This is a genomic window from Halodesulfurarchaeum sp. HSR-GB (genome assembly GCF_031432215.1).
Taxonomy (GTDB): domain Archaea; phylum Halobacteriota; class Halobacteria; order Halobacteriales; family Halobacteriaceae; genus Halodesulfurarchaeum.
This window is the reverse complement of sequence record NZ_JAVKGN010000001.1, coordinates 299013-323699: the sequence shown is the minus strand read 5'-3', so window position 1 is coordinate 323699 and position 24687 is coordinate 299013. Positions and strand designations below refer to the sequence as shown.

Genomic DNA, 24687 nt, shown 5'->3' with positions numbered 1-24687 from the left:
AAGAGCCACCGTCATTTGACGTGATTGAACGCGACATCGATCGCCCCGAGACCAACGAGATAACTAATGGAGACCACGAGTAGCGAGGCCGCATCCGTCATTCCGGGGACCACTGGGAGCCCAACAGTCAGCCCGACCGGGACCACCGTCAGCATGGCGATGCCAAGCGCGAGTAACCCCATCTGTTTTGACCCGTATCGCTGGTACGCTCGGTAGCTCTGAAGCGAGACGAAGAGTCCAATGATCCCGACCAGCGCCAGCAGTACTGTCGTCACGTCGCTTACCAGTGATGGGTTCACGGTTGCTCACCTCCGGGGAAATACAGCGTGGCCAAGACGACGAGCAGACCGAGGAGCTCGATCGCCGTCGTGAAGAGGGCGATTACGTCTCCGGCGATCGGGAGCATCGTCGCAGCGAGGAACCGGAGACCAATTGGGATACTGGTGACCAGAACCAGGCCCACCGCGAGCCCCTCGCTCCGGAGCGAACTCGCCTCCCGGTATCCTCGAAGGAGGGTAAACGCGATCCAGAGTGCGTACAGGAACGCGGCTCCGAGCGCGAAGACGGCGAGCACGGCGACCGGAATCGAGCCGCCCATGGCAGCCAACAACGTCTCAATCATGTGATATCACCCACGAGCTTCCGGAAGCGATCGACGGCGTCCTCGGCCGAGCGGTCGACCTGAACCGACAGTCCGTCCGACTCGACACAGATATGAACTGCGTCGACCGCCGCAACGTACTGCTTTCGATGGTGGCCGGCGTCGTCTGGTTGGACGCGTACCGCGACGAGATCCATCTCCTCCAGATCGGACAACCGGCGATATACCGTCGGCTTCGAGGCGTCCACTTGCTCCACTAATTCGGGGGCGGAGAGTGGCTCCTGGGCGACTCGCTCCAGAATCTCCCGGGAGAAATCGTCGTGGACGGCTTCGAGCACCTCGATTTCTTCGCCGTCCATGGACCGCATTTCAGTGTGGTTCTGTATAAATCATATTGTCGAAGATCTCGATGCCTGCGTTTCGATCAGGGCATTGCAGCGGGTGTCCCAGGGCCCTGACTCGACTGTGGCTGTGTGGGTGCCCCGGGGGTCTTCTCCCCGTTCACGAGGAATTCGATCGCCGCGCCGACGAACTCTTCGTTGTCGTTTCGTTGTGCCCACTCCGTATCGAAGAGCGACGCGTCCCCGACCGCGAGTACGTCACCGTTCCGGGTGGCGACGGGATAGGACGCGGCCTCTCTGTCACTAGATACCTTTGCCGTTTCCGCCGTTTCGAGGACGGGCGTCCCGCCCCGAACCGGCACGGCCTCGTGAACGGTCACGTTCGCCTCGCTCGGGAATTCCGATCCCGACGGCGTGGCGTAGACGTTGCGGTAGTTGAGGTCGTAGCGTTCCAGGTCGTACACGTATCCGTCTCCATACGCAACCCCGAAGGAGGCTGCAAGCCCGGTCAGCGGTGTCGAGGAGGTGACTTGCGTCGAACCCAGCACCAGGGACGTCAAGGTACCTCCCGTCTGGGTTGTGGGCTCGCCGGCGAAGAGGACTCGGCCGCCGGCGTCAACGAACGCCTCCAATCCTGCTTTGTCTTCAGCCGAATAGGCCGCCCCCGGCGAGATGACGACGAACGCATCAGCCTGGCGAAGTGTTGTGTTGATCGAGTCCATCGCACTTCCGCGGTAGAAGCTCACGTCGTGGCCCGCTTCCGTGAGGGCGGAGACAATTGGGTCGAGTGAGGCTCTGTCGATGCCGTTACTGTGGGCCGCGTCGATTACCACGTGTTTCGGCTCCGCCGCGGCTTCGATTGAAACAGCGCCGGTCTCTGCTGGGGCCTCGGCCAGGATATTGGCCGAGTTGTGTGAGCTAACGTCCAGATCCGCCTCGTCGGATACCGGCTGACCGTTTATCGCCGGTATCGTGAACAGCGCCCCGACGGCGAGGCTTACCAGTACGAACAGTCCGATCCGACTCAGCAACTCGTCACCCTGCATAGGTAGTCACCTCCGTGGAGTTGGTGCCGATTTCGGCGGGCGTTCCCCAGAGTGCGAGATACCGAACACGGTCGACACCTGGCGAGTGGAAGAGCGTTTCAGGAGTCGTACTTCCACTTTCGAGTCCGATCAACGAGAGCAAGTCGGTGATCGAAACTGGATCCCGGTGTTCGGTCTCGTACGAGCCGAGATCGGCCTTCTCAGCAGCCGCCTGAATCGCGGTCTCGAGGCCACCGATTTTGTCGGCATAACCGTTTTCGACCGCTTCGGCTCCGGTGTATATCTTCGCCTGCGAAACTTCGGTTCGGGAGAGTGTAATCTCCTCGCCCCGTTCGTTCATGACCGTGCTCACGAACGATTGTTTGAGTGTCTCGAGCTGAGCCTGATACTCGTCCATCGTGGCCCCAGACGCTTTGTCGGGCCCGGAGGTCATGGAGGCCGGCACGCCCTCGCTATCCGCATACGAGGCGATGACGCCGACGTGGCCGACCATCGAACTCGGCTGGGCGTAGATCGTGTCACTCGGAAGAATTGTGTAGTAGGCTCCCGACGCGGCCATCGAGCGGACGCTCGTCACGACGGGTTTCTCCTGGGCAAGGCGTTTGACGGCCCTGTACTGGGTTTCACTCCCCGTAACTGCACCGCCACCGCTGTCCACACGGAGGACAACGGCGTCGATGGAATCGTCCTCTCGGACGTCACGAAGTTCCTGGGCGGTCGTGTCGGCGGTTGCGCCAGTGATCGATTCGTCTATCGTTACGACGGCGACGGTCCCATCCGCTCCGGCGACGGCTCCGAGTCCCGGAGGGATGAGTATCGCACCGACGAGGATGCCGATTATTGCGAGGACTGCATACGAGGAGAGGAGCTCCCGTACGAAGTCATCAATTCGATTGCTCATCCAGTCTGCTCCTCGTGGGTCCCACAGGTAAGATGGCAAGCGCAGTTTCACAGCCAGAAACTCCGCTGGCGACTTCCGGACTGTCGAGTTTCGGGGAGTGAAACAGAGCGCCTGGCTTTAGGGAGGTCCCTGATCTTTTCCCACCTGGCTAGATCCACTGGCCGTGAATACGATGGATCTCGACGAATTCACCGCGCGAAACGCGCCCGACCCGGGTGGCGAACAGTTCGAACTCGAAAACGACTACACGCTCGATGTGACCGTCAACGGATCGGTCAAAGCCAAAGCCGGATCGATGATCGCTCACACCGGAGACCTTTCGTTTACTGGGAAAGCCTCGGCGGAAGGTGGGATCACGGGGTTTCTCAAGGAGGCTGCGACGGGTGAGGGAACCCCGATCATGGATGTCGAGGGACAGGGACACGTGTATCTCGCGGATCGAGAGAAGAAGGTTCAGATTCTCAAACTCGACGCTGGCGAGTCGGTCACCGTCAATGGGGAGGACATTCTCGCTTTCGCACCGGGGGTCTCCTACGAGATCGGTTCGATCGACAGTCTGGCGGGTTCCTTCGCCGGCGGATTTACGAACGTTCATCTCTCGGGACCGGGGTACGTGGCACTCACAACCCACGGAGACCCGCTCGTTCTCCAACCGCCGGTGACCACGGACCCCAGCGCGACGGTCGCCTGGAGTGGTGTCTCTCCAACCGTCGAGGTAAACGCCAGCCTCTCGGACATGGTCGGGCAGGAATCCGGCGAGCGATTCCAGATGCAATTCACCGGCGAGCGTGGGTTCGTCGTCGTCCAGCCATTCGAGGAACTGGGCTGAATTCTTCCGGGTTGCCTGGTGGGACGAGTTTCACGTCCTGAAACTGCGAAACGGGGTTGATTACGAACACGCGCGATGTCCCGACTGGGGCGTGAATCCCCCCACCCGCTTGCACCGCCAACCCCTCTCCCCCTGACGCTTTTCTTCTTGCCAAACCCCCATCGGGAACTTTCGCAATCACCTACACCCGCCGTAAACGGCGGGACCCCCTCGCTGAATTAGGTGGCCTCCAATCACCGTCTCAACGTGAAGCAACGCTACTAATTTCTGGTCTGGATCTGTTCTCGGGGATACACCCGGCCTGGCTGGATGCATGCAATGCATTCGAACGGATATGCCGAAATTTTTTCGCTGGACGTCGTCGACTGCAGACTCACCTCGCTTCGAGATGTGATCCTCGCTCTCGAGTGGGCGCAGAGAGGACCTGTTGGAATCGAATAGTATACCGCGCCGAGGGACGAGGCGCGGTTTCGCCGAACGCGACCGAAGGGAGTGTTCGGAACGTTTTCCCCAAGTTTTTGCGAGTCGCGAGGGATCGAAGATCCCTCGGACCGCACGAACGGCGGCGAAGCCGCCGTGAGTGGAGAGTGGTTCGCCTTCGGCGAACCCGACGAAGTAAAAGTGGTATGCCGTCCCGGATTGTGAACCATTGGAAACCTCTCTGCGTTCGGTTTCCAGGGCTCAAATCCGCTCGGGGCAATTTCGCCACTCACGGACTCGGTCGCTGCGCTCCCTCGTCGGTTCGTGGCAGAAATATGCCGTCCCGGATTGTGAACCACGCCCGAGAACCTACTCGCTTCGCTCGCAGAACCTCGGTCTGATTCAAATCGCGGTCGGGAGCATTTTCACTGCTCACGTTGTTCGCAGGAAAATGCCGCCTCCCGGATTTGAACCGGGGACAGCTCGATCTTCAGTCGAGTGCTCTCCCAGTCTGAGCTAAGGCGGCGCAACTGGAACCTGGCCGACCAGCGCAAAAAGGATTTCGAATCGATGGACCGCCCGACTCAAGCCCCTCGGGGTCAAACCCCGGGGCATGCAACCGGGGAAGGTCGACCGGGACTTCTTCAGCGAGTACATCGCGGGCCGACTGGGGGCCGACCGACCGGACGTCGAACTTGGTCCGACCTTCGGGGCGGACTTCGGCCTCCTCTCGATCGGCGACCGCGCGCTCGCACTCGCGACCGACCCTGTCTTCGTCCTCCGGGATCTGGGCCTCGAACGGGCCGCCTGGTTCGCGGTCCACGTCCTGTTGAGCGACGTCGCCCTCTCGGGGCTCGAACCATCTCATCTGGCGGTCGACCTCTCCCTGCCGCCCGGGACCGACCCCGAGACCTTCGAGACCATCTGGACGGTCTTCGACGCGGAGGCCCGCGAACTCGGCGTGAGCATCGTCACGGGCCACACCGGAGCCTACGCGGGGGCTGCCTTCCCGACCATCGGGGCCGGGACGGCACTAGCTGTAGGCGACCCCGGGTCGGTGGTCCGGCCCACGGGGGCGAAGCCGGGCGACCGCCTGCTGGTCACCAAGGGGCCGGCGATCGAGACGACCGGCATCCTGGGGACCGTCTTCGGCGAACCAGCGGGACTCGATGGAGAGGCGGTCGCGGCAGCCCGGGACCGCTTTTTCGAGGCGAGTCCCGTGGAGGATGCCGCCATCGCCGCCCGAGCCGGCTCCGTGACCGCGATGCACGACGCGACCGAGGGCGGGCTGGCGAACGCGCTCCACGAACTGGCCCACGCGAGTGGCGTCGGCCTGCGCGTCGAGTCCGGGCAAGTTCCCCTGGGGTCGGGGGTCGCGGCAGTGTGCTCGGCCTTCGATATCGACCCGTGGGTGGCCTCCAGTTCCGGGACCGTGCTGCTCACGGTCGATCCAGGGAGTGTCGAATCGGTCCGTTCAGCACTCGAGGAGGCGGGGATTCGGGCGGGGGAGATCGGGACCGTCGAATCCGGTGGTGGGGTTCGGGTGGACGGCGACCCGATTCCGGAGCCCGAAACGGACCCCTTCTGGCCGGCCTACGAACGGGCGCGGGAACGGTACGGGCCGCCGGAGCAGAGGGATTAAACACGCCCGTTCCCTGCCCTGGAATATGCGATTGCGATCCCGAACGCGGTGGATTGAGTCATGAGCGGGATCGTCGACGAGTACCTGGCGCTGGCCGCAGAGACCGACGCGGACCTGGTCGCGATGCAGGTCGGGGACTTCTACGAGTTCTTCGCCGAGAACGCCGAGACGGTCGCCGCGGAACTGGATCTCACCGTCTCCCAGAAGTCCAGTCACGGCTCGAACTACCCCATGGCCGGCGTCCCGGTTTCGGAACTCACGCCCTACGTGAAGACCCTCGTCGAGCGGGGCTACCGGGTCGCCGTGGCCGACCAGCACGAGACCGAGTCCGGGCACGCGCGATCGATCACTCGGGTGGTCACTCCGGGAACCCTCCTGGACACCGTCGACGCGGCGGCCCAGTACCTCGCGACGGTCGTCGAGGGGCCCGACGCCTTTGGCCTGGCCTTCGTGGACGTGACGACCGGCCGGTTCCACGTCACGCAGGTCGAGGACCTCGAAGACGCCCTGACGGAGGTCTATCGCTTCGACCCGGCGGAACTCCTGCCGGGGCCGGACCTGCGTGCGGAGCGGTTCCAGCCCTTCCGCGATCGGACTGACGCGACCGTGACCGAGCACGACCCAGACGCCTTCGCCCCGGGCCGGGCAACCCATCGGCTCCGAGAGCAGTTCGGCGAGGGCGCGCTTCGGAGCCTGGGTATCGAACCCGAGAGCCCGGCCGTGCAGGCGGCGGGAGCGGCCCTGGATTACGTGGACGCGACCGGTCTGGGTGTTACCCGCTCGTTCACGCGACTCCAGCCCTACCGGGCCGACGATCACGTCGAACTCGACGCGACGACCCAGCGCAACCTCGAACTCACCGAGACGATGCAGGGGGACACGGCGGGTTCGCTCTTCGAGACGATCGATCACACGGTGACTGCCGGCGGCGGTCGGCTGCTCCGGGAGTGGCTCCAGCGACCGCGTCAGGACCGGCAGGAACTCGACCGGCGCCAGGCGGCGGTCGCGGCGTTCACCGAGCGGGCACTCGCTCGGGACTCGATCCAGGCGACCCTCGATGGCGCCCTCGATCTGGAGCGACTGGCAGGCCGAATCGCCCACGGCACGGCTGATGCACGCGATCTCAGGGCCGTCGGGGAGACCCTCTCGGTCCACCCGGCCGTCGTCGAGACGGTCGCTGGCGATCCCGTCCTCGCCGAGTCGCCAGTCAGGGCGGCACTCGCCGAACCGGACGAGCAGGCAGTCGAAGGCCTCATCGAGACCCTCGAGGAGGCCATCGTCGACGATCCGCCGAAGACTGTCCGAGAGGGCGGTATCTTCAAACGTGGGTATGACCCGGAGCTCGACGAGATTTTGACCGAGTACGAACGGGCAGTCGAGTGGATCGACTCGCTCGCCGACCGGGAGAAGTCCCGGCTGGGGATCACCCACCTCCAGACCGGTCGGAACCAGACCGACGGGTACTACATTCAGGTCGGGCGCTCGGAGACGGATGCAGTGCCCGAGGAGTACCGGGAGATCAAGGCCCTGAAAAACTCGAAGCGATACACGACCGACGCCCTTGAGGAACACGAACGGACCGCCCTGCGACTCGAAGAGCGCCGGGCGGACCTGGAGTACGAGCTGTTCCAGGACCTCCGCGAGCAGGTGGCCGAGCGGGCTGACCTGTTGCGGTCGGTCGGCACGGCGCTGGCCAGGGTCGACGCGTTCGCGAGTCTGGCCACCCACGCGGTCAGAAACGACTGGGTCCGGCCCGACCTCGTCGAGTCGGGGATCGAGATCCGGGCCGGTCGCCACCCCGTCGTGGAGCAGACGACGGAGTTCGTTCCCAACGACGCGGAACTCGACAGCGACCGTCGCCTGCAACTCGTGACGGGCCCGAACATGTCCGGGAAGTCGACGTATCTCCGCCAGACGGCGCTGATCGTCCTGCTCGCTCAGATCGGGAGCTTCGTGCCGGCCACGGAGGCTCGGATCGGGCTGGTCGATGGCATCTACACCCGGGTTGGCGCGCTGGACGAACTCGCCCAGGGGCGCTCGACGTTCATGGTCGAGATGCAGGAACTCTCGAACATCCTGCACTCGGCGACGGCGGATTCACTCGTGATCCTCGACGAAGTGGGCCGCGGCACGGCGACCTACGACGGCATCTCGATCGCCTGGGCCGCGACGGAGTATCTCCACAACGAGGTGCGAGCGAAGACCCTCTTTGCGACACACTACCACGAGCTGACCGCGCTCGCGGATCACCTCGACAGTGTCATCAACGTGCACGTCGCGGCGGAGGAACAGGACGGAACGGTGACCTTCCTCCGGACCGTCCGCTCGGGGGCGGCGGATCGAAGCTACGGGATCCACGTCGCGGACCTGGCGGGGGTTCCGGAGCCAGTGGTGGGTCGGGCCGAGACGATCCTGGAGAAACTCCGGGCCGAGAAGGCGATCGAGGCCCGGGGTGGCGGGGGCGAACCGGTCCAGACGGTCTTCGACGTGGGGCAGGGGGAGTTCGTCGCCGAAGGGGATGAATCGGCGGACAGCGATCCCGATCTGGACCCGGAGACGGCGGCTGTAATCGAGGAAGTGTCCGACCTTTCGCTGGCCGAGATGACGCCCGTCGAGGTCCTCTCGCGGGTCGAATCCTGGCAGGAGCGCCTGGGTGAGAACGAATGACGGAGATCACCAGCCTGGACGACTCGACGATCGCAAAGATCGCCGCCGGCGAGGTCATCGAGCGACCCGCCTCCGTGGTGAAAGAACTCGTCGAGAACAGCCTCGACGCGGGCGCGAACCGGATCGACGTCACCGTCAGCGCCGGTGGCACCGACCTGATTCGCGTGGCCGACGACGGCGTCGGGATGGACGAGGCGAACGCGGTCCGGGCCGTCGAGCAACACACCACCAGCAAGATCTCCTCGATCGACGACCTCGAAGCGGGGGTCGGAACGCTCGGCTTCCGTGGGGAAGCCCTGCATACCATCGGCGCTGTCTCCCGAATGACCATCGAAACCCGCCCACAGTCGGGAGCCGACGTGGGGACCGAGGTGCGGGTCGAAGGCGGGGACGTGACAGATGTCGCGCCGGTCGGTCGCGCGCCCGGGACGACAGTCACGGTGACCGACCTCTTTTTCAACACGCCGGCCCGCCGCAAGTACCTCAAACGCGACGCGACCGAGTTCGCCCACGTCAACCGGATCGTCTCCCGGTACGCGCTGGCGAACCCCGACGTGGCGATCTCCCTGACCCACGACGACAACGAGGTGTTTGCCACGGCCGGTACCGGCGACCGCAAGGGCGCGGTGCTCTCGGTCTACGGTCGCGACGTGGCGACGAGCATGATCGACGTCGAAGCCGAGCCGGATGGCCCGATCACCGCGATCAGGGGGCTCGTGAGCGACCCGGAGACGACCCGGAGCGGGACCGAGTACGTCTCGACCTACGTCAACGGCCGATACGTGCGGGCCGGAGAACTGCGGGACGCGATCGTCTCGGCCTACGGGAAACAGCTCGCGGCCGACCGCTATCCCTTCGCGGTGCTCTTCCTCTCGGTGCCGCCGGATACCGTCGACGTGAACGTCCACCCGCGAAAGATGGCCGTTCGCTTCGACGACGAGCCGGCGGTCACCGACGGGATCGAGGCGGCCGTCCGTGAGGCACTGCTCGATCACGGGTTGCTCAGGTCGAGTGCTCCCCGGGGTCGCTCCGCCCCGGACGAGACGGCCGTGCAGCCCCAGACAGGCCATTCGACGCCACCCGAATCGGAGCCGACCGGCGAGGCGGGTGCCGAGTCGCGTGGGCCTGGCTCCGATCACGCGAGGGCGGGCACAGCGACCCCATCCCGGGAACCCGAGCAGGAGCCGCCAGACGAGTCCTCGACGGGCGGGCCGAAACTGGATGATCCGGACCCGTCCGCTACCGAGGCCCTGGAACCGACTGGCGGTTCGGAGACCGTCGAGCGCGAGGCAGCCGACTCCGCGCCGGTCGATTCGACCGGCGACCGTGACACTGCCTCGTCCATCGAGGTGGATCCGTTACAGACAGCGCTGGTGCCCGAAGTCGATCAGTCCGAAACGGCCGAATTCGACCCGGAGACGTTACCACCCCTGCGGATTCTGGGCCAGATCCAGGACACCTACGTCGTGGCCGAGTCCCCGGACGGGCTGGTGTTAATCGATCAGCACGCCGCCGACGAGCGGGTCAACTACGAGCGACTCCAGGCGGCCCTTGGCTCACAGCCGACGACCCAGCGACTCGTCGAACCGGTCGAGCTGTCCGTCACCCCACAGGAAGCCAGCCAGTTCGAGGCGATGGCCGAGACGCTGTCGGCGTGGGGGTTCCTGGCCCGCCTTGACGGGGAGCGACTGGTGGTCGAGGGGGTGCCATCGGTCTTCGATGATACCCTCAACCCGGAACTGTTGCGGGACGTCCTCTCTACGGCCCTCGACGGCGAGCCAGGGGGCCAGATCACCGCCGCGGCCGACGAACTACTCGCGGACATGGCCTGCTATCCCTCGATCACGGGGAACACCTCACTCAGGGACGGGGCCGTGCTCGAACTGCTCCGGGCGCTGGATGCCTGTGAGAATCCCTATGCCTGTCCGCACGGTCGGCCCACGATCATCGAACTCTCGACTGAGGAACTCGAGGATCGGTTCGAGCGGGACTATCCCGGGCACGACCAGCGGCGATCCTGATTCCCTGGCCGAGCAGTTAGCTCCGCCAAGTCGTGGCGTGTCTTGTACCAACACCTTTTGAACTGGCTGCCGATGGGGGCACAATGGCGAGTCATAACGGGCCGGCGAATGAATCGACTCCTGCTGGTCCGACGTTGTACCTCGATCAGAACGCCACCAGTGGTCACTTCTGCCCCTTCGTCTTCGACGAGGCGGATGGGACCGACTACCGCGTCGTTCAACTGACGGCCGGCCAGTCGTTCACGACGCTGCAGCAGGCGCTGGACACCCAACTCCGCGACCTGCAGGACCCCACGGAAGCGGCGGCTGTCGTGTTGAGTCCACAGGCGACCGAATCGGAGGTCCTCACCGCCGAAGTCGGTGACGGAACGACCCTGTACGGGTTTCAGGTCAATCCGGAAGACCTGACGGGTGTTTCGATCGCCTTTTCGAAGCTCCTGCGCCGGTGGGAGCAACAGACTGGCTCGACGGAGGTCTGTCTCCGGGGGGTCGAATCGCTGTTCCCGTATCACGACACCGACCTCCTCTATCGGTTTTTGAACACGATTTTGGCCACGCTCATGGGAGCCGGTGCGACCGTTCACATGCATCTGAATCCGGCGGCGACGGATGCCCGTGCACAGAACCTGTTCCAGTCGCTTTTCACCCGGGTCGAACGGTTGGACCCGTCGACCGAGGCGAGGCAGACAACCGAATCGGTACAATCCGAGGATCGAGAACCCGATTCCGCGGCAAAAGCGCCGGACACGTCACTGGCGGCGGATCTCTCCGCTGAGCCGGTGGTGATGTCCGACGCCGATATCGACGCGGTACTCGATAATTCGAGTCTGGGGATCCTGGCGTTTGGCGGTGAGTCCCCGTATGCGATCCCGATGTCGTTTGGCTACGATACCGATCGTCGAGACTGCTACCTGCAACTCGGACTGTTCGAGGGAAGCAAAAAGCTCGAACGACTCCAGGAATCCCCGACGGTCTCACTCGTCGTCATGCAGTACGAGCGCCCGGATCGCTGGCGAAGTGTGATCCTCACGGGCGAACTCTCGAAGCTCTCGGCGGCTGAAGTCGAATCTCGGGATGTCGTCTCAGTCTTTGCGAACGCCAAGCTCGCGTCCGTCGACGTGTTCAGTATGGATCCCGCGGACGTCGAGTTTGCCTGGTACCGGCTCGATCCGTCGACTATGAGTGGGCGGAAAAGCAACGACTCGTTCTGAATCACTCGATCGAGAAGGGGTGGGTGTACTCGATTTCGGCGACCGAGTCGATTTCGGCGTGCTCGCCGCAGACCGGGCAGTCGGGGTTTTGCCGCATCGGGAGTGTCTCGGTGGTCATGTCCTCGCCGTCATAGACCAGTAGCCGCCCGTCGAGTTGCTCGCCGAACTCGGCGACGGCCTTGAGCACTTCCGTGGCCTCCATGGTTCCGATCGTGCCCGGGAGCGGGCTCAGAACGCCGTCGACCGCACAGTCCGGGGTCGCCTCCTCGGGTGGGGCCTCGGGGAACAGGCAGCGATAACAGGGCCCGTCCTCGCTGGTCCCGAAGGTGCCGATCTGGCCTTCGAGTCGATAGACCGCCCCGTGGACGAACGGGACACCGGCGAGCGTACAGGCGTCGTTGATGACATACCGAGCCCGGAAGTTGTCCGTACAGTCGACGACCACGTCGCGGTCCGCCACGAGCGATTCGGCGTTCTCGGGCCCGAACTCCGCCTCGTGGGTGTGGACCTCGATTTCGCTGTTGAGCGACTCGACGAACGCCTTTGCACTGTCTACTTTCGGCCGGCCGACGTCTGCCTCGGTGTGGATGACCTGCCGCTGGAGGTTCGAGGTCTCGACGATATCCGGATCCACGATGTGCAGCGTGCCGACCCCCGCGGCCGCGAGATAGGCGATGACGGGTGACCCCAGTCCGCCCGCGCCGACGACCAGCACGTCTGCCTGCTGGATGCGTTCCTGGCCGGCGCCACCGACGACGTCGATCGAGAGGTGGCGAGCGTAGCGATACTCCGCGCCTGGGCCGGGGTCGTCACTCATCGACTTGCATTCGAGTGCCTGCCTGAAAACGAATTCGACCAGCCGCTGCTGGCTGTCGAATGCCCGAAAAATCGGGTAGTCCCGAACCGATACCTGAGAACGTGGTGAAACCCGATCGATTAAACTCGCTCGAGGTTGACCGCACGCGGACCCTTGGGGGCCTGATCGATGTCGAACTCGACATCCTGGCCCTCTTCGAGGTCCTCACCGCCGACATCTTCCATGTGGAAGAAAACGTCTTCGTCTGCGTCGTCGCTCTCGATGAAACCGTAACCCTTCCGCGTATGGAAGAAGTCGACCGTACCTGTTGCCATTGCAATTAAGATACAATGGAGGGACAGGGATAAGGCTTCCCCGATAGGGCCTCCCACGGGTCGAGGGCACACGTCACTCCGAGAGCGAACCGGCCAGCAACTCGATGGGGTGGGGTGGCTGTCCCTCGGCGACGGGGCTGTCCGCAAACTGTGTGCGGCAGGACCCGCCGGGGGCCACGAGCACGTCGCCGTCGCGCTCCCGGATCAGTTCGAAGACGTCCCGTCCGATGGCCATGCTCATCGAGTAGTGCTCGGCCTCGTAGCCGAAGGTCCCGGCCATGCCACAGCACCCCGAATCGAGTTCCTCGACGTCGAAGCCGGCCCGGTCGAGCGCGCGGGCGGCGTGGTGGTCAGTTCCTTCCGCCTTCTGGTGGCAGTGGCCGTGGTAGGTCACGGTCTCGCCGTCCGCTCGCACAGGAAGCGACTCGACCAGGTCGAAGCGATCGAGAAACTCCATGACCCCGTAGGTGTGCTCGGCGAGCCGGGAGACCGCCGGACCATCGAGGAGGTCCAGGTAATCGTGCTGGAACATGACCGCATCTGAGGGTTCGGTGGTGAGGACGGTCCACCCATCTCGCACTCGTGGCTCCAGGGCCGCGACGTTCTCCTCGGCCGCCTGGCGGGCCTGATCGATGAAGGATTTCGAGTAGGCCGGCCGTCCGCTGTCGGAGCGCTCGGCCACCTCGACGTGGACCCCCGCGGCCTCCAGCACCGCCACGGCGGCTTTGCCCACGTGCTGACGGCTGTAGTTGGTGTACGTGTCCGGGAAGAGGATCACCCGATGCTCGGCCTCGGATGCTGGAACTCGACAGCCGCCCCGAGCCGTGAACCAGTCCTGGAGCGGCGGCCCCTCGAACGTCGGGAGGGTTCGCTCGCTAGCGATGCCGAGGGTACGTTCGAGCAGCCAGTCCGCGCCGGGCAGACTCGCGAGTGTCTTCGAAACCGGCGAAACCGTCGCGGCCAGACTCGCTAGCTGGTCCACGTTGGCAAAGAGCTTCGAGCGCAGGGTCGCGCCCTCGCGCTGGTGATAGGCGTGGGTCAGTTCGGCCTTGAGTTTGGCCATGTCCACGCCGGAGGGACAGTCCCGACGACAGCCCTGACAGGAGACACAGAGTGAGAGGACCTCCTCGATGAATTCCTCCGCAAGCGGGTCGGCCGGGAGCGTGCCGTCCATCGCGGTCCGGAGCAAGTTCGCCCGGGCGCGCGTGCTCTGGATCTCCTCGCCGGTCGCCCTGAAGGTCGGACACATCACCCCGCCGGTCGTCTCCGTGAACCCGGTACAGCCGCCACAGCCGTGACACAATTCGACCATTCCGCGCATGCCGTTCTCGTTCTCCCAGTTCAGTTCGGGGTCGACGGGGAGGTCGAACTCGTACCCGGGCCCGAAGCGGAGCGACTCGGTCATGTCCGGCGGGCCGTCTTCGGCTCCGCCCACGGGCCCCGGATTCAGGATCCAGTCGGGGTCGACCTGCCGCTTGAGCGAGCGGAACAGTTCCCACACGTCCTCGCCGTACCGCTTGCGATTCCACTGGGTGCGGGCCCGCCCGTCGCCGTGTTCACCGGAGACGGCTCCATCATAGGTCACGACCAGGTCGGTGATCGCGTCGGCGATGTCGGCCATCGCATCGACCCCCGACTGGGTTTGCAGATCGAGGAACGGCCGGATGTGGAGCACACCCGGGCCGGCATGGGCATAGAAGGTCGCCGACGTGTCGTGGCTGTCGAGGATCACCTGCACGTCCGCGACGAAGGCCCCCAGATTGGAGACCGGAATCGCCGTGTCCTCGATGAACGGCCAGGGCCTGACCGTTCCGGTCTCGGAGAGCAAGATCGGCAGCCCGGCTTTCCGGAGGTCCCAGAAGGCCGCCTGTCGTTCCGAAGTATGCGCTTCGAGCGCGCCGTTGGCTCGTCCCGTCGTGTCCACCGCGACCCGATCCGCGATCAACTCTTCGACGGACTCGCTGACCCCAGCCTCCGAATCCGCGTCGAACTCCACGAGCAGGGTCGCACCAGTCCCATCCGGAAACTCCGCGATCAGGTCCTCGAAGCGATCGACAGTCCCTGCCAGATCGAGAAACTGCTCGTCCATCACTTCCAGGGCCGCCGGGTCGTGGGCGAGGACGGCTTCCAGATCGCCCAGTGCAGCCCCGAGATCGTCGTAGGTCAGGAGTGCGACGGCCGTCGCCTCGGGAACCGGTTCGAGGGCGACTGTCGCCTCGGTGATGATGCCTAGGGTCCCTTCGCTCCCGGCGAAGATCCGGGCGACGTTGACCCGATTATACGTTTCGGCTTCTTCGATCAGGAGGTCGAGGTTGTACCCCGAGACGTTCCGGTGGAGGTCCGGGTACACCTCCGTGATCGTGTCGCCGTGCTCGTCGATAATGCGGACGAGTTCGGCGTAGAGCCGGGCTTCGAGGTCTCCCTCGGGGTCTGCCGCAGCCCGAAGGTCGGTGAGATCCATCCAGCCAAAGTCGACGACTGCCCCGGAGGCCAGGACGACCTCGGCGGATTCGAGGTACGCGTCTGCCTTCTCGTAGCGCAGGGAGTGGGCGCCGGTCGAGTTGTTCCCGATGGCACCACCGAGTACGCTCTTGTCGCCCCAGGCCGGGTCGGGGGCGTACTGCAGGTCGTGTGAAGCGACAGCGTCGTCGAGTGCCGCGAGCGTAATTCCAGGCTGGGCCCTGACGGTGCTCGACTCGGGATCGACCGATTGGACGCCATCCATGTGGGCCTTGAAGTCGAGCACGACGGCCTCGTTCGTCGTCTGACCGGCGAGGCTGGTGCCGGCTCCCCGGGGCAGGACCGCAGTTCCCCGCTCGCGGCAGACCGAGACGACGGTCGCCACGTCTTCGGTGTGTTTCGGCCTGACGACGCCGATCGGCTCGATCTGGTAGAGACTCGCGTCAGTCGCGTAGGCCTGTCTGGTGTACTGGTCGAACCGAACCTCGCCGTCGATCCGTTTGGTGATGGCCTCGGCCAGGTCTGGGTGGGATCGTGGCCCGCCCTGGTAGTCAAAATCCGCTCTGGGGTCCAGTGCGGGGTCGGGGGCCCCGGACCGTGAAGTCATGACTGGCGGTTTCACGCCCGCGGCCGTAAAACCCGCAGTCTAGAGCGGTTTGTCGCCCAGGTCATCAACCGGAACGACCGAGTGATCGAGGAGCAGGGTGTCCTTGGTGGCCCGGAGCCGACCCACGAACTCGGAGATTTCGTCCAGGTCTCCCTCCAGAACGAACAGTTCCATGCAGTTGTTTTCGCCGACGTGACTGTGGAGGTTCGAGGCGACCAGGTCCTCGTACTCGTGCCGCAGGTCGATCAGGGCCTCCTCGACGTCCGTCGTCTGGTAGTCGAAAAGGACCGTGACGATCGCCATGAGGTCCCGGTCCTCCAGACGCTTCTCGTCGAACTCCTCCATCAACGTGCGACTCGCCTCCCGGAGGACCTCGCTGCGGCCCGTGAACCCGTGCTCCTCCGCGAACGCGTCGAGTTGTTCGAGGAGGGAGTCGGGCATCGAGATGCTGACGACGGCCATATAATAACTCTGGGGCGGAATCTTAATAACCTTGCACATCCGCCCCCGAGCGTCGCCGGGGCCCGATGGTTTAATTGGTTGGCCTGCGATCTATCGCGTAATGACAGCCTCCGTCACCGAGAAGCCGACGATTTCGGGGTCCAGTCTACTGACGATCGGCGGGCTCCTCCTCCTGCTCACACTCGCCATCTCCGCCTGGGCCTTTCTGAGCGGGGACTGGGTCGCTGGCATCGCCCTCACGCTGTACCTGCCCGTGGCCGGCCTGCTCGTGATGATCGGTCGGAAGGGCGATCGAGTGTAGGGGCCCGCGCTTGGTGACGGTTTTAAGGTGGTTGCCACGATACCGGTTTGTATGCCTGGATTCGACGAGATGGACGTCGAGACGATCTGGATGGACGGGGAGTACGTCGACTGGGAGGACGCCACCGTCCACGTCTTGAGCCACGCGTTGCACTACGGAACCGGGATCTTCGAGGGCGCGCGAGCCTACGACACCGAACAGGGCACCGCGATCTTCCGCTGGGATGCCCACCTCGATCGGCTCTACGATTCGGCCAAACCCTACGAACTGGACATCCCGTTCTCCCGGGAGGAACTCACCGAGGCGACCCTTGAACTCCTCCGGCGGAACGAACTGGACTCCGCGTACATCCGGCCGCTCGTGTACTACGGCTATCACAGCCTGGGCGTGAGCCCAGCGGAGTGTCCCACCGAGACGATGATCGCCACCTGGCCCTGGGGGACCTACCTGGGCGAGGAGGCCCTGCAGGAGGGCGTCGAAGTCACCGTCTCCTCCTGGCGCAAGCACGCCTCCAGTCAGGTTCCGACCAACGTCAAGACCACCGGGCTCTACGTCAACAGCATGCTCGCCGGCGAGGAGGCCCGCAAGCAGGGCGCGACCGAGGCGATCCTCCTGAACAAGGAGGGTGACGTGGCCGAGGGACCGGGCGAGAACATCTTCCTCGTCCGGGACGGCGAGATCTTTACCCCCGGGCTCTCCGAGAGCATCCTCGAAGGGATTACCCGGGATACGGTCATCACGCTGGCCGAGGAGCGTGGCTATACGGTCCACGACGAGGCCTCGATCAGCCGCGGCGAACTGTATACGGCCGACGAACTGTTCTTCACCGGTTCGGCGGCTGAAGTCACGCCCATCCGCAAGGTGGACAACGTCGAGATCGGTTCGGGCTCGCGGGGGCCGATCACCGAAGAACTCCAGCAGGCCTACTTCGACCTGACCGAGCAGGCGGCCGAACACGAGGAGTGGTTCACGTTCGTCAACTAGGCGTCTTCGTCTTTGTCGTCCCCGGCGTCCAACAGTGACGCCGCGAGATCGCCCGACTCGTTCTCACCGAAGCCAGCAGAGAGCACCCGGGTCAGCGCTTCTTCGACACTTTCGTCGACCGCCTCGTAGCGGTCGGGTTCGACCTCGATCACGTAACCGGTGGTGATGTTCGGGGCGGTCGGGAGAAAGAGGATGTCCCGGCCGTCGTTGGTATGTTTGCCCGTCTTGAACGCGGTCATCCGCATGCCCTCCCAGACTTCGAGTCGGACCGGGGCCTGGAGGTCCTCGGTCCCCGTAAGCGCCGTCTCGACGGCCATCTTCGAGGCGTTGTAGACCACCCGCAGGCCCGGGAGCCGGTTGAACACTTGGTCGATGTACTCCTCGAGGATCGAGCCCAGCGCGGTCCGCATCAGATAGCCGACCGCGAACACAAAGAGCACGAAGACCACCAGCGTGAGCAGCGCGCTCATGAAGGGATTGCCCAGGACGTCGGAGAGCACGGCCACCCGCCCCAGCTGGGCGAGTACCCAGTAAACCACGTACAGCGTGACGAGAATCGGCAAGAGGACCACGAGGCCGCTCGCGAAGTCCCGTTTCCAGGTCGCCATACCTCTGCTGTGGTGTGGCGACCCTATCAGGACTGGGGTTTGCCGCCTATCGGGCGGGTTTTTATTCGCGCCGCGCCCAGGCTCCCCCATGGATCTGGTAGCGGTCGTCGCGACGGCGGTCTGGGCGATGTTGCCCGCCTACGTGCCGAACAACGCAGCGGTACTCGGCGGTGGGGGCCCGCCGATCGACGGCTGCCGTCTGTGGCGCGGGGACCGACTGCTCGGCGACGGCAAGACCTGGCGCGGGACGGTCGTGGGAATCGGGGCCGGGGTCGCCGTTGGCCTCATTCTGGGATGGCTCCGGGCTCCGGCGAGTGCCCTGCTCGGAATCTCGCTCCCGGCGTTTTCGCTGGGCGCGCTGTTCGCGCTGCCGACCGGGGCGATGCTGGGCGACATCGCCGCCTCCTTTCTGAAACGACGGACCGGGCGCAAACGGGGGCGACCGTTTCCGGGGCTGGATCAGCTAGACTTCGTGCTCGGAGCACTTCTCCTGGCTGGGCTTGCCGACCCGGCCTGGTTCGGGGTCGTCTTCACGCTCCCGGTGCTGGTCACCGTGCTCGTGCTCACGCCGGCCCTGCACGTCTCGACGAACGCGATCGCCTACTGGCTCGGGCTGAAAGACGAACCCTGGTGATCCAGATAGGGACCCTTTTTTCCACCCCCCACCCAGTCCCGGGTATGAAAGCCGAGATCGTAGCGGCACTGAAGGCGGCCGAGGCGGTTCGATACGGCGAATTCGAGCTCTCACACGGTGGGACGAGCGAGTACTACGTCGACAAATATCGCTTCGAGACCGACCCACAGGCCCTGGAGACTGTCGCGACGGCCTTCGCCGAGCGCGTTGGCGATTCCCCACTGGCCGGCGTGGCCCTGGGCGCGGTTCCGCTCGTGACTGCGACTGGCATCGCGACCGGCAATCCATACGTGATCGTGCGCAAACAGACAAAGGAATATGGCACCGGCAACCGGATCGAGGGCACGCTCCCCGAGGAACCCGTCGTGGTTCTGGAGGACGTCGCGACCACCGGGAAGAGCGCCCTGTCGGCCGTCGAGGCGCTCCGCGAGGCCGGGGCGACGGTCGACCGCGTGCTCGTGGTCGTCGACCGCGAGGAAGGGGCGGCTGAACTGCTCGCCGAGCACGACGTGAGCCTCGAATCACTCGTCACGGCGAGTGACCTCCTGGCCGATCGGGACTGAACACGGACCCGAGATGTTCATACTTGTGGAACCGTGAATAGATGCGCATGAACCGAGCCGAGAAGGCCACACTCCAGCTCCGGGCCCTGGACGTGCTGCGCTCGCTCAAGGAGACCCGGACCTACGACGAACTCGCCGCGGAGACCGGGCTCCCGGCGGGCGATCTCAATCGCTATGTCAACGGACACGTCCTCCCGGGGGCCTCGCGGGCCCGTCAGATCGTCGCCGAGTTCGGTCGGGACGCGATCGAGGCCGAGATCGCCGACCGGGTCGAACGTGACGCCGACGGCTACGTCGACAACTCCGGGATCGTCTTCGACCAGCCACTCCTGGATCTCGTGGGCCCGGTGGCCGCCGAGGCCTTCGGCTTCGAGACTCCCGATGTGGTCCTCACCGCGGCCACCGACGGCATCACCCTCGCGGCCTCGCTGGCGAGTCACTACGGGGCCCGCTGTGCGTACGCCAAGAAATCGAAGGAGACTGCCGTCGAGGAGTTCATCGAGGCCCGCAAGCGCCTGGAGTCGGGCATCGAGATCACCTACTACCTGCCGGCCGCGGCCATCTCACCGGGTGATGCGGTGCTGGTCGTGGACGACCTCATCCGGTCGGGCGAGACCCAGGAGCTGTTGCTGGAAGTCGTCGAAACTGCCGGCGCCCACGTCGCTGGCGTCTTCACGCTCATCGCGGTCGGCGAGGACGGCATCGACCGTGCCCGTGCGCATACGGACGCGCCGGTCGGGACGCTCGTCGAACTCTCCTGAGTCTCGGGCTGCCGGCGAGTTCGACGTTCGTGCATAACAATCGTTAAGTGAGGCCAAAATTCATGCTCGAACGTGGATATGGGCCTCACAGATACCGTGTCCCGATACTTCGATCTCGATGGGCGGGGGTCGGATCTCCGCACCGAGTCGATCGCCGGGCTGACCACGTTTTTGACGATGAGTTACATCATCGTCGTCAACCCGGCGCTTCTGAGCATCGTCATCTCCCCCGAGGGCGTCTCGGACGTACGGGTGTTCCAGATGCTGGCGGTCGTCACGATCCTGGCCTCGGTGGCCGGGATGCTCGTGATGGCCTTCTACGCTGACCTCCCGTTCGGTCTCGCCCCGGGCATGGGATTGAACGCCTTCTTCGTCACGGTCGTCCTCTCCCCGACGCTGAACATCACCTGGCAGACCGCCCTCGCGGCGGTGTTCGTGGAGGGGATCGTCTTCGTGGCACTCACACTCGTGGGCGCCCGCGAGTACGTGATCAACCTCTTCCCGGAACCGGTCAAGCTGGGAGTCGGGGCCGGGATCGGGCTGTTCCTGGCGTCGATCGGACTCCAGTTCATGCGGATCACCGCGGTCGATCCGGACGACATGATGACCCTGAGTCCCGTCCTGGCACAGGACCCGGTCGCGATCGTCGCCGTCATCGGTATCCTGCTTACCTTCTTCCTTTATGTCAAGGGCATTCGGGGCGCGATCGTTCTGGGCATCCTGACGACGGCGGTTATGGGCTATATCGCCGGCGCGCTCGGGTTCGAACCCTTCTCCGGCACGCTGCCGAAGGAGGGCCAGATCCTGGCATCCGACGTGACGCTGGCCCCCGGCATCGATCAGATCACCTACGGCGCGTCGGCCTACGACATCACGCCGCTCGTGGGCGCGTTCCTCGACGGGATCCAGGGCGTGGAGGCCGTGACCTTCGCGTTCGTCGTGTTCACGTTCTTCTTCGTGGACTTCTTCGACACCGCGGGGACGCTGACCGGACTCGGCCAGGAGGCCGGCTACCTCGACGAGGACGGTGACTTCCCCGAGATGAACAAGCCGCTGATGGCCGACGCCGTCGGGACGACCATCGGTTCGATCCTGGGGACCTCGACGGTCACGACCTTCGTCGAGTCCTCGACCGGGATCGAGGAGGGCGGTCGAACCGGGCTCACCGCGCTGGTGATCGCGGCGCTCTTCCTGGTCGCACTGATCTTCGTGCCCCTCGTGGGTGCGATCCCCTCCTTTGCGCCGTACGTCGCGCTGGTCATCGTCGCGGTCTTCATGGTCCGGAACGTCACCGAAATCAAGTGGGAGGATCCGGCCCACGCCATTCCTGCCACGCTCACCATCGCGCTGATGCCCCTGACGAGTTCGATCGCGACGGGTATCGCCGCCGGACTCGTGTCCTATCCGATCGTCAAGGGCGCACAGGGCGAAGTGAGTGACGTGCGACTTGGCCAGTGGGCGCTGGCCGCGCTGGTGATCCTCTACTACTTCGTTCGCACGAACGCCCTGGTCTGACCTCGGGGGTTTTACATCGCCGCGGGGCCGTCCTTTTGCCATGCTCGACCGGCTACTGGGACGTGCGGCGCTCAAAGAGCGCATCGAGACCCTGGAGGCGGAGCGGTCCTCGCTCGAAGCGCAACTCGAATCTGCCGACGAGAACCGGCGAGCGGCCGAACGGGCCCGTCAGGAGGCCGAAGCGCGGGTGAACCGGCTGGAAGACCGCATCACCGAACTCGAAGACCGCGTGGAACGGGCCGAGGGCGGGGAGCGAACCGTCCAGTTCCGGGGCGAGTCGGCCCTCCGTGGCGACCGACTGGAGACAGTCCTGTCCCGCCTCGAATCGTTCCGTGCCCCCCCGGATGGGGCCATGACCGCGATGGTCGAGGGGTCCCCACCGGAACCCGTTCGGGACGTGCTCGGGGATCGGGCCCCGCTCGTGGGTCGGGCCGCGCCCGCACTCGTGTACGCCGACGACGAGACCCTGCTGAGCGTCGCGCTTCGGCCACCCGTTCCGCCGGCCCACTTCGTCGAATTCGACACGTCCTTTCACGTCGACCGGGACTGGTTCCAGCCCGGGGGCCGTTATACTCTCGCCCTCGTGCGCGCGGACCTCTTCGCGATGGGCACCTACGAGGACCGCGAGCAGGTCGCGTACGAGGGCTTTCGAAGCGACGTCAAGGGCGACCACTCGAAAGGCGGGTTCTCCCAGGCGCGGTTCGAGCGTCGGCGCGACCAGCAGATCGAATCCCACCTCGAAAAAGCCCACGAGGCGCTCTCCGCGGCCACAGAACCGCTTTACGTCGTCGGGGAGTCCACCCTGCTGTCCGAGTTCGAGTCCGAAGCGACGGTCACTCGGCCCGTCGACGCCACGGGCGCCCCCCGCGAGGCCCTCGCGGACGCCGTCGATCGGTTCTGGCGGACGAAATTGTATCTGCTGTAAGCAGGGTCTCAATACACTTATGGGGGCCACACGTCCTACCACGCCCCATGAGCACGGTCACGATTACCCTGCCCGACGGCTCCGAACTCGAGGTCGAGTCGGGGGCCACGGTCGAGGACGTCGCATACGAGATCGGTCCCGGTCTCGGGCGCGACACAGTCGCCGGGCGGGTCGACGGGGAGTTGGTCGCAAAGGAGGAACCGATCGAGGCAGACGCCGAACTACAGATCGTGACCGAGGGCAGTGAGGACTACCTGGAGGTCCTCCGGCACACCGCCTCCCACGTCTTCGCCCAGGCCCTCCAGCGGATCCACCCCGAGGCGAAACTCGCCATCGGGCCGGCCACCGACGAGGGCTTTTACTATGACGTGGACGGCGTCGAACTGGACCAGGACGACCTCCGGGCGATCCAGGCCGAGATGGAGGCCATTATCGAGGCCGATTACGACGTCGAGCGGGTCGAACTCTCTCGGAATGAGGCCCTGGAGTTCTACGAGGACAACCCCTACAAACAGGAGATCCTCGAAGACGAGGCCGCCGGCGAGGGCCCCATCAGCTTCTACCGACAGGACGACTGGCAGGACCTGTGTAAGGGCCCGCACGTCTCCTCGACGGGCGCGGTTGGGGCGGTCGAACTCCTGAACGTCTCGGCGGCCTACTGGCGCGGGGACGAGGACCGGGCGACCCTCACGCGGGTCTACGGCACGGCCTTCCCCGACCAGGACGAACTGGAGGACTACCTGGAGAAACGCGAACAGGCCAAAGAGCGCGATCACCGCCGCCTGGGGACCGAACTCGAACTGTTCTCCATCCCCGACGTGACCGGGCCCGGGTTGCCGCTCTATCACCCGAACGGCAAGACGGTGCTGCGGGAACTGGAGTCCTACGTCACGGAGATGAACCTGGACGAGGATTACGACTACGTCGAGACGCCCCATCTCTTCCGGACCGAACTCTGGAAGCAGTCCGGACACTACGACAACTACGTGGATGACATGTTCCTCCTCGACGTGAACGACGAGGAGTACGGGCTCAAGCCCATGAACTGTCCGGGCCATGCGATGATCTTCGATCAGACGACCTGGAGCTATCGGGACCTGCCAGAGCGCTACGCCGAGGACGGGAAGGTCTACCGCAAGGAACAGCGTGGCGAGTTGTCGGGGCTCTCCCGGGTCTGGGCGTTTACCATCGACGACGGCCACCTCTTTGTTCGTCCCGACCAGATCGAGGCCGAGGTCTCGACCATCGTGGACATGATCTTCGAGGTCCTAGAGACCTTCGACCTGGAGGCGGAGGTCGCCCTGGCGACCCGGCCGGAGAAGTCGGTTGGCAGCGACGAGATCTGGGAGACCGCCGAGAGCCAGCTCCGGGAGGTCCTGGCGGATCTGGGCCTGGAATACGACCTGGAGGAAGGCGACGGAGCCTTCTACGGCCCAAAGATCGACTTCGCCTTCGAGGACGCCCTCGGTCGGACCTGGGACGGCCCGACGGTGCAACTCGACTTCAACATGCCCGAGCGCTTCGACCTGACCTACACCGGGGCGGACAACGAGGACCATCGGCCGGTCATGATCCACCGGGCGCTTTACGGCAGCTACGAGCGTTTCTTCATGGTGCTCATCGAGCACTTCAACGGCAAGTTCCCGCTCTGGCTCGCGCCCGAGCAGGTCCGGATCCTCCCCGTCTCCGACACCAACCTGGCGTACGCCCGCTCGGTCGCGGACCGACTGGACGAGGCGGGCTTCCGGGTCGAGGTCGAGGATCGGGACTGGACGGTCGGCAAGAAGATCCAGGGGACCCACGAGGACCGGGTGCCCTACATGCTGGTACTGGGTGACGAGGAGGAGAGCGCCGGCCAGATTTCGGTCCGCGATCGCGAAGAGCGCGAGGAGAAGGGCATCGAATTCGAGTCCTTCCTCGATCACCTCGTGGCCGAGCGGGACGAGCGCCGCATCGAACCCGACTTCCTGGCCGAGTAGCGGGTCGCCGAGCTGAACGATCGTTCAAAAACGTTTTCACCCCGAAGATCCACGAATCTGCTACACGGCTGGGTCGTG

The 24687-nt window shown here is 64.9% G+C and carries 23 protein-coding genes and 1 tRNA gene; 13 read left to right on the top strand and 11 right to left on the bottom strand.

Translation table 11 applies throughout. The features are described from left to right. Positions 1-11 precede the first annotated feature (11 nt). The 5 genes from RH831_RS01800 to RH831_RS01780 form a co-directional block, all read right to left on the bottom strand. Positions 12-299 carry a hypothetical protein gene (locus RH831_RS01800; RefSeq protein ID WP_310552576.1) on the bottom strand — a complete coding sequence of 96 codons (288 nt, stop codon included), beginning with the start codon at positions 297-299 and terminating at the stop codon, positions 12-14. Beyond that, positions 296-622 carry a hypothetical protein gene (locus tag RH831_RS01795; protein WP_310552575.1) on the bottom strand — a complete coding sequence of 109 codons (327 nt, stop codon included), beginning with the start codon at positions 620-622 and terminating at the stop codon, positions 296-298. The genes RH831_RS01800 and RH831_RS01795 overlap by 4 nt, the downstream gene beginning before the upstream one ends. Then, positions 619-960: a winged helix-turn-helix domain-containing protein gene (locus RH831_RS01790; protein ID WP_310552574.1), complete on the bottom strand. Its 342-nt coding sequence runs from the start codon at positions 958-960 to the stop codon at positions 619-621. The genes RH831_RS01795 and RH831_RS01790 overlap by 4 nt, the downstream gene beginning before the upstream one ends. Positions 961-1025: 65 nt before the next feature. Beyond that, a complete protein-coding gene (locus RH831_RS01785) occupies positions 1026-1988 on the bottom strand; it encodes a DUF4350 domain-containing protein (RefSeq protein ID WP_310552573.1) in 963 nt (320 codons plus the stop codon). After that, positions 1978-2889, bottom strand: coding sequence for a S49 family peptidase (locus RH831_RS01780; protein ID WP_310552572.1), 912 nt, complete (start codon positions 2887-2889; stop codon positions 1978-1980). Before RH831_RS01780 ends, RH831_RS01785 begins: the two co-directional genes overlap by 11 nt. A 172-nt stretch (positions 2890-3061) precedes the next feature. Between RH831_RS01780 and RH831_RS01775 the strand changes: the two genes are divergently transcribed. Then, on the top strand, positions 3062-3718 hold the full coding sequence (locus RH831_RS01775) for an AIM24 family protein (protein ID WP_310552571.1): 657 nt from the start codon (positions 3062-3064) through the stop codon (positions 3716-3718). Between the two features lie 872 nt (positions 3719-4590). On the opposite strand, the gene RH831_RS01770 is transcribed toward RH831_RS01775, so the two are convergent. Next, a tRNA-Phe gene (locus RH831_RS01770) sits at positions 4591-4664 on the bottom strand. Between the two features lie 87 nt (positions 4665-4751). On the opposite strand from RH831_RS01770, the gene RH831_RS01765 reads away from it, so the two are divergent. From RH831_RS01765 to RH831_RS01750, 4 genes are all read left to right on the top strand, one after another. Beyond that, positions 4752-5780, top strand: coding sequence for an AIR synthase family protein (locus tag RH831_RS01765; protein ID WP_310552570.1), 1029 nt, complete (start codon positions 4752-4754; stop codon positions 5778-5780). Between the two features lie 60 nt (positions 5781-5840). After that, complete coding sequence (mutS, locus tag RH831_RS01760) at positions 5841-8447, top strand: DNA mismatch repair protein MutS (protein WP_310552569.1); 2607 nt, start codon at positions 5841-5843, stop codon at positions 8445-8447. Next, positions 8444-10468 carry a DNA mismatch repair endonuclease MutL gene (gene mutL / locus RH831_RS01755; RefSeq protein ID WP_310552568.1) on the top strand — a complete coding sequence of 675 codons (2025 nt, stop codon included), beginning with the start codon at positions 8444-8446 and terminating at the stop codon, positions 10466-10468. Before mutS ends, mutL begins: the two co-directional genes overlap by 4 nt. 83 nt (positions 10469-10551) lie before the next feature. Beyond that, entirely contained in the window at positions 10552-11679 is a 1128-nt protein-coding gene (locus RH831_RS01750; protein WP_310552567.1) for a pyridoxamine 5'-phosphate oxidase family protein, read from the top strand. Position 11680: 1 nt separating this feature from the next. Here the strand turns inward: RH831_RS01750 and RH831_RS01745 are convergent, their stop codons facing one another. The 4 genes from RH831_RS01745 to nikR form a co-directional block, all read right to left on the bottom strand. Then, positions 11681-12496, bottom strand: coding sequence for a HesA/MoeB/ThiF family protein (locus tag RH831_RS01745; protein ID WP_310552566.1), 816 nt, complete (start codon positions 12494-12496; stop codon positions 11681-11683). A 119-nt stretch (positions 12497-12615) separates the two neighbouring features. Further along, positions 12616-12810, bottom strand: coding sequence for a cold-shock protein (locus RH831_RS01740; protein ID WP_070364240.1), 195 nt, complete (start codon positions 12808-12810; stop codon positions 12616-12618). Between the two features lie 73 nt (positions 12811-12883). Continuing rightward, positions 12884-15877: an FAD-linked oxidase C-terminal domain-containing protein gene (locus RH831_RS01735; RefSeq protein WP_310552565.1), complete on the bottom strand. Its 2994-nt coding sequence runs from the start codon at positions 15875-15877 to the stop codon at positions 12884-12886. Positions 15878-15916: 39 nt separating this feature from the next. Continuing rightward, positions 15917-16339, bottom strand: a complete 423-nt coding sequence (gene nikR / locus RH831_RS01730) for a nickel-responsive transcriptional regulator NikR (protein ID WP_310552564.1) — start codon at positions 16337-16339, stop codon at positions 15917-15919. A gap of 100 nt (positions 16340-16439) precedes the next feature. Between nikR and RH831_RS01725 the strand changes: the two genes are divergently transcribed. Next, on the top strand, positions 16440-16640 hold the full coding sequence (locus RH831_RS01725; RefSeq protein ID WP_310552563.1) for a hypothetical protein: 201 nt from the start codon (positions 16440-16442) through the stop codon (positions 16638-16640). Between the two features lie 51 nt (positions 16641-16691). Continuing rightward, on the top strand, positions 16692-17624 hold the full coding sequence (locus RH831_RS01720) for a branched-chain amino acid transaminase (RefSeq protein WP_310552562.1): 933 nt from the start codon (positions 16692-16694) through the stop codon (positions 17622-17624). On the opposite strand, the gene RH831_RS01715 is transcribed toward RH831_RS01720, so the two are convergent. Then, a complete protein-coding gene (locus tag RH831_RS01715) occupies positions 17621-18232 on the bottom strand; it encodes a DUF502 domain-containing protein (protein ID WP_310552561.1) in 612 nt (203 codons plus the stop codon). The two genes, RH831_RS01720 and RH831_RS01715, sit on opposite strands and share 4 nt — an antisense overlap. Positions 18233-18320: 88 nt before the next feature. Between RH831_RS01715 and RH831_RS01710 the strand changes: the two genes are divergently transcribed. From RH831_RS01710 to thrS, 6 genes are all read left to right on the top strand, one after another. Continuing rightward, entirely contained in the window at positions 18321-18866 is a 546-nt protein-coding gene (locus tag RH831_RS01710; RefSeq protein WP_310552560.1) for a CDP-2,3-bis-(O-geranylgeranyl)-sn-glycerol synthase, read from the top strand. A 44-nt stretch (positions 18867-18910) separates the two neighbouring features. Beyond that, entirely contained in the window at positions 18911-19429 is a 519-nt protein-coding gene (gene pyrE / locus RH831_RS01705) for an orotate phosphoribosyltransferase (protein WP_310552558.1), read from the top strand. Positions 19430-19476: 47 nt separating this feature from the next. Continuing rightward, positions 19477-20190: a phosphoribosyltransferase family protein gene (locus RH831_RS01700; protein ID WP_310552557.1), complete on the top strand. Its 714-nt coding sequence runs from the start codon at positions 19477-19479 to the stop codon at positions 20188-20190. 78 nt (positions 20191-20268) lie between these two features. Continuing rightward, entirely contained in the window at positions 20269-21705 is a 1437-nt protein-coding gene (locus RH831_RS01695) for an NCS2 family permease (RefSeq protein ID WP_310554127.1), read from the top strand. A gap of 40 nt (positions 21706-21745) precedes the next feature. Beyond that, positions 21746-22630 (top strand): Vms1/Ankzf1 family peptidyl-tRNA hydrolase, encoded by an 885-nt coding sequence (locus RH831_RS01690; RefSeq protein ID WP_310552556.1) that lies wholly within the window; start codon positions 21746-21748, stop codon positions 22628-22630. Between the two features lie 47 nt (positions 22631-22677). Continuing rightward, a complete protein-coding gene (thrS, locus tag RH831_RS01685) occupies positions 22678-24609 on the top strand; it encodes a threonine--tRNA ligase (RefSeq protein WP_310552555.1) in 1932 nt (643 codons plus the stop codon). The last annotated feature ends 78 nt before the right edge of the window (positions 24610-24687 follow it).

Excerpts from the sequence above, each read along its gene's own strand:
- RH831_RS01795 (WP_310552575.1), bottom strand. The coding sequence starts at position 622 with ATGATTGAGACGTTGTTGGCTGCCATGGGCGGCTCGATTCCGGTCGCC.
- RH831_RS01790 (WP_310552574.1), bottom strand. The coding sequence starts at position 960 with ATGGACGGCGAAGAAATCGAGGTGCTCGAAGCCGTCCACGACGATTTC.
- RH831_RS01785 (WP_310552573.1), bottom strand. The coding sequence starts at position 1,988 with ATGCAGGGTGACGAGTTGCTGAGTCGGATCGGACTGTTCGTACTGGTA.
- RH831_RS01780 (WP_310552572.1), bottom strand. The coding sequence starts at position 2,889 with ATGAGCAATCGAATTGATGACTTCGTACGGGAGCTCCTCTCCTCGTAT.
- RH831_RS01775 (WP_310552571.1), top strand. The coding sequence starts at position 3,062 with ATGGATCTCGACGAATTCACCGCGCGAAACGCGCCCGACCCGGGTGGC.
- RH831_RS01765 (WP_310552570.1), top strand. The coding sequence starts at position 4,752 with ATGCAACCGGGGAAGGTCGACCGGGACTTCTTCAGCGAGTACATCGCG.
- mutS (WP_310552569.1), top strand. The coding sequence starts at position 5,841 with ATGAGCGGGATCGTCGACGAGTACCTGGCGCTGGCCGCAGAGACCGAC.
- mutL (WP_310552568.1), top strand. The coding sequence starts at position 8,444 with ATGACGGAGATCACCAGCCTGGACGACTCGACGATCGCAAAGATCGCC.
- RH831_RS01750 (WP_310552567.1), top strand. The coding sequence starts at position 10,552 with ATGGCGAGTCATAACGGGCCGGCGAATGAATCGACTCCTGCTGGTCCG.
- RH831_RS01745 (WP_310552566.1), bottom strand. The coding sequence starts at position 12,496 with ATGAGTGACGACCCCGGCCCAGGCGCGGAGTATCGCTACGCTCGCCAC.
- RH831_RS01740 (WP_070364240.1), bottom strand. The coding sequence starts at position 12,810 with ATGGCAACAGGTACGGTCGACTTCTTCCATACGCGGAAGGGTTACGGT.
- RH831_RS01735 (WP_310552565.1), bottom strand. The coding sequence starts at position 15,877 with ATGACTTCACGGTCCGGGGCCCCCGACCCCGCACTGGACCCCAGAGCG.
- nikR (WP_310552564.1), bottom strand. The coding sequence starts at position 16,339 with ATGGCCGTCGTCAGCATCTCGATGCCCGACTCCCTCCTCGAACAACTC.
- RH831_RS01725 (WP_310552563.1), top strand. The coding sequence starts at position 16,440 with ATGACAGCCTCCGTCACCGAGAAGCCGACGATTTCGGGGTCCAGTCTA.
- RH831_RS01720 (WP_310552562.1), top strand. The coding sequence starts at position 16,692 with ATGCCTGGATTCGACGAGATGGACGTCGAGACGATCTGGATGGACGGG.
- RH831_RS01715 (WP_310552561.1), bottom strand. The coding sequence starts at position 18,232 with ATGGCGACCTGGAAACGGGACTTCGCGAGCGGCCTCGTGGTCCTCTTG.
- RH831_RS01710 (WP_310552560.1), top strand. The coding sequence starts at position 18,321 with ATGGATCTGGTAGCGGTCGTCGCGACGGCGGTCTGGGCGATGTTGCCC.
- pyrE (WP_310552558.1), top strand. The coding sequence starts at position 18,911 with ATGAAAGCCGAGATCGTAGCGGCACTGAAGGCGGCCGAGGCGGTTCGA.
- RH831_RS01700 (WP_310552557.1), top strand. The coding sequence starts at position 19,477 with ATGAACCGAGCCGAGAAGGCCACACTCCAGCTCCGGGCCCTGGACGTG.
- RH831_RS01695 (WP_310554127.1), top strand. The coding sequence starts at position 20,269 with ATGGGCCTCACAGATACCGTGTCCCGATACTTCGATCTCGATGGGCGG.
- RH831_RS01690 (WP_310552556.1), top strand. The coding sequence starts at position 21,746 with ATGCTCGACCGGCTACTGGGACGTGCGGCGCTCAAAGAGCGCATCGAG.
- thrS (WP_310552555.1), top strand. The coding sequence starts at position 22,678 with ATGAGCACGGTCACGATTACCCTGCCCGACGGCTCCGAACTCGAGGTC.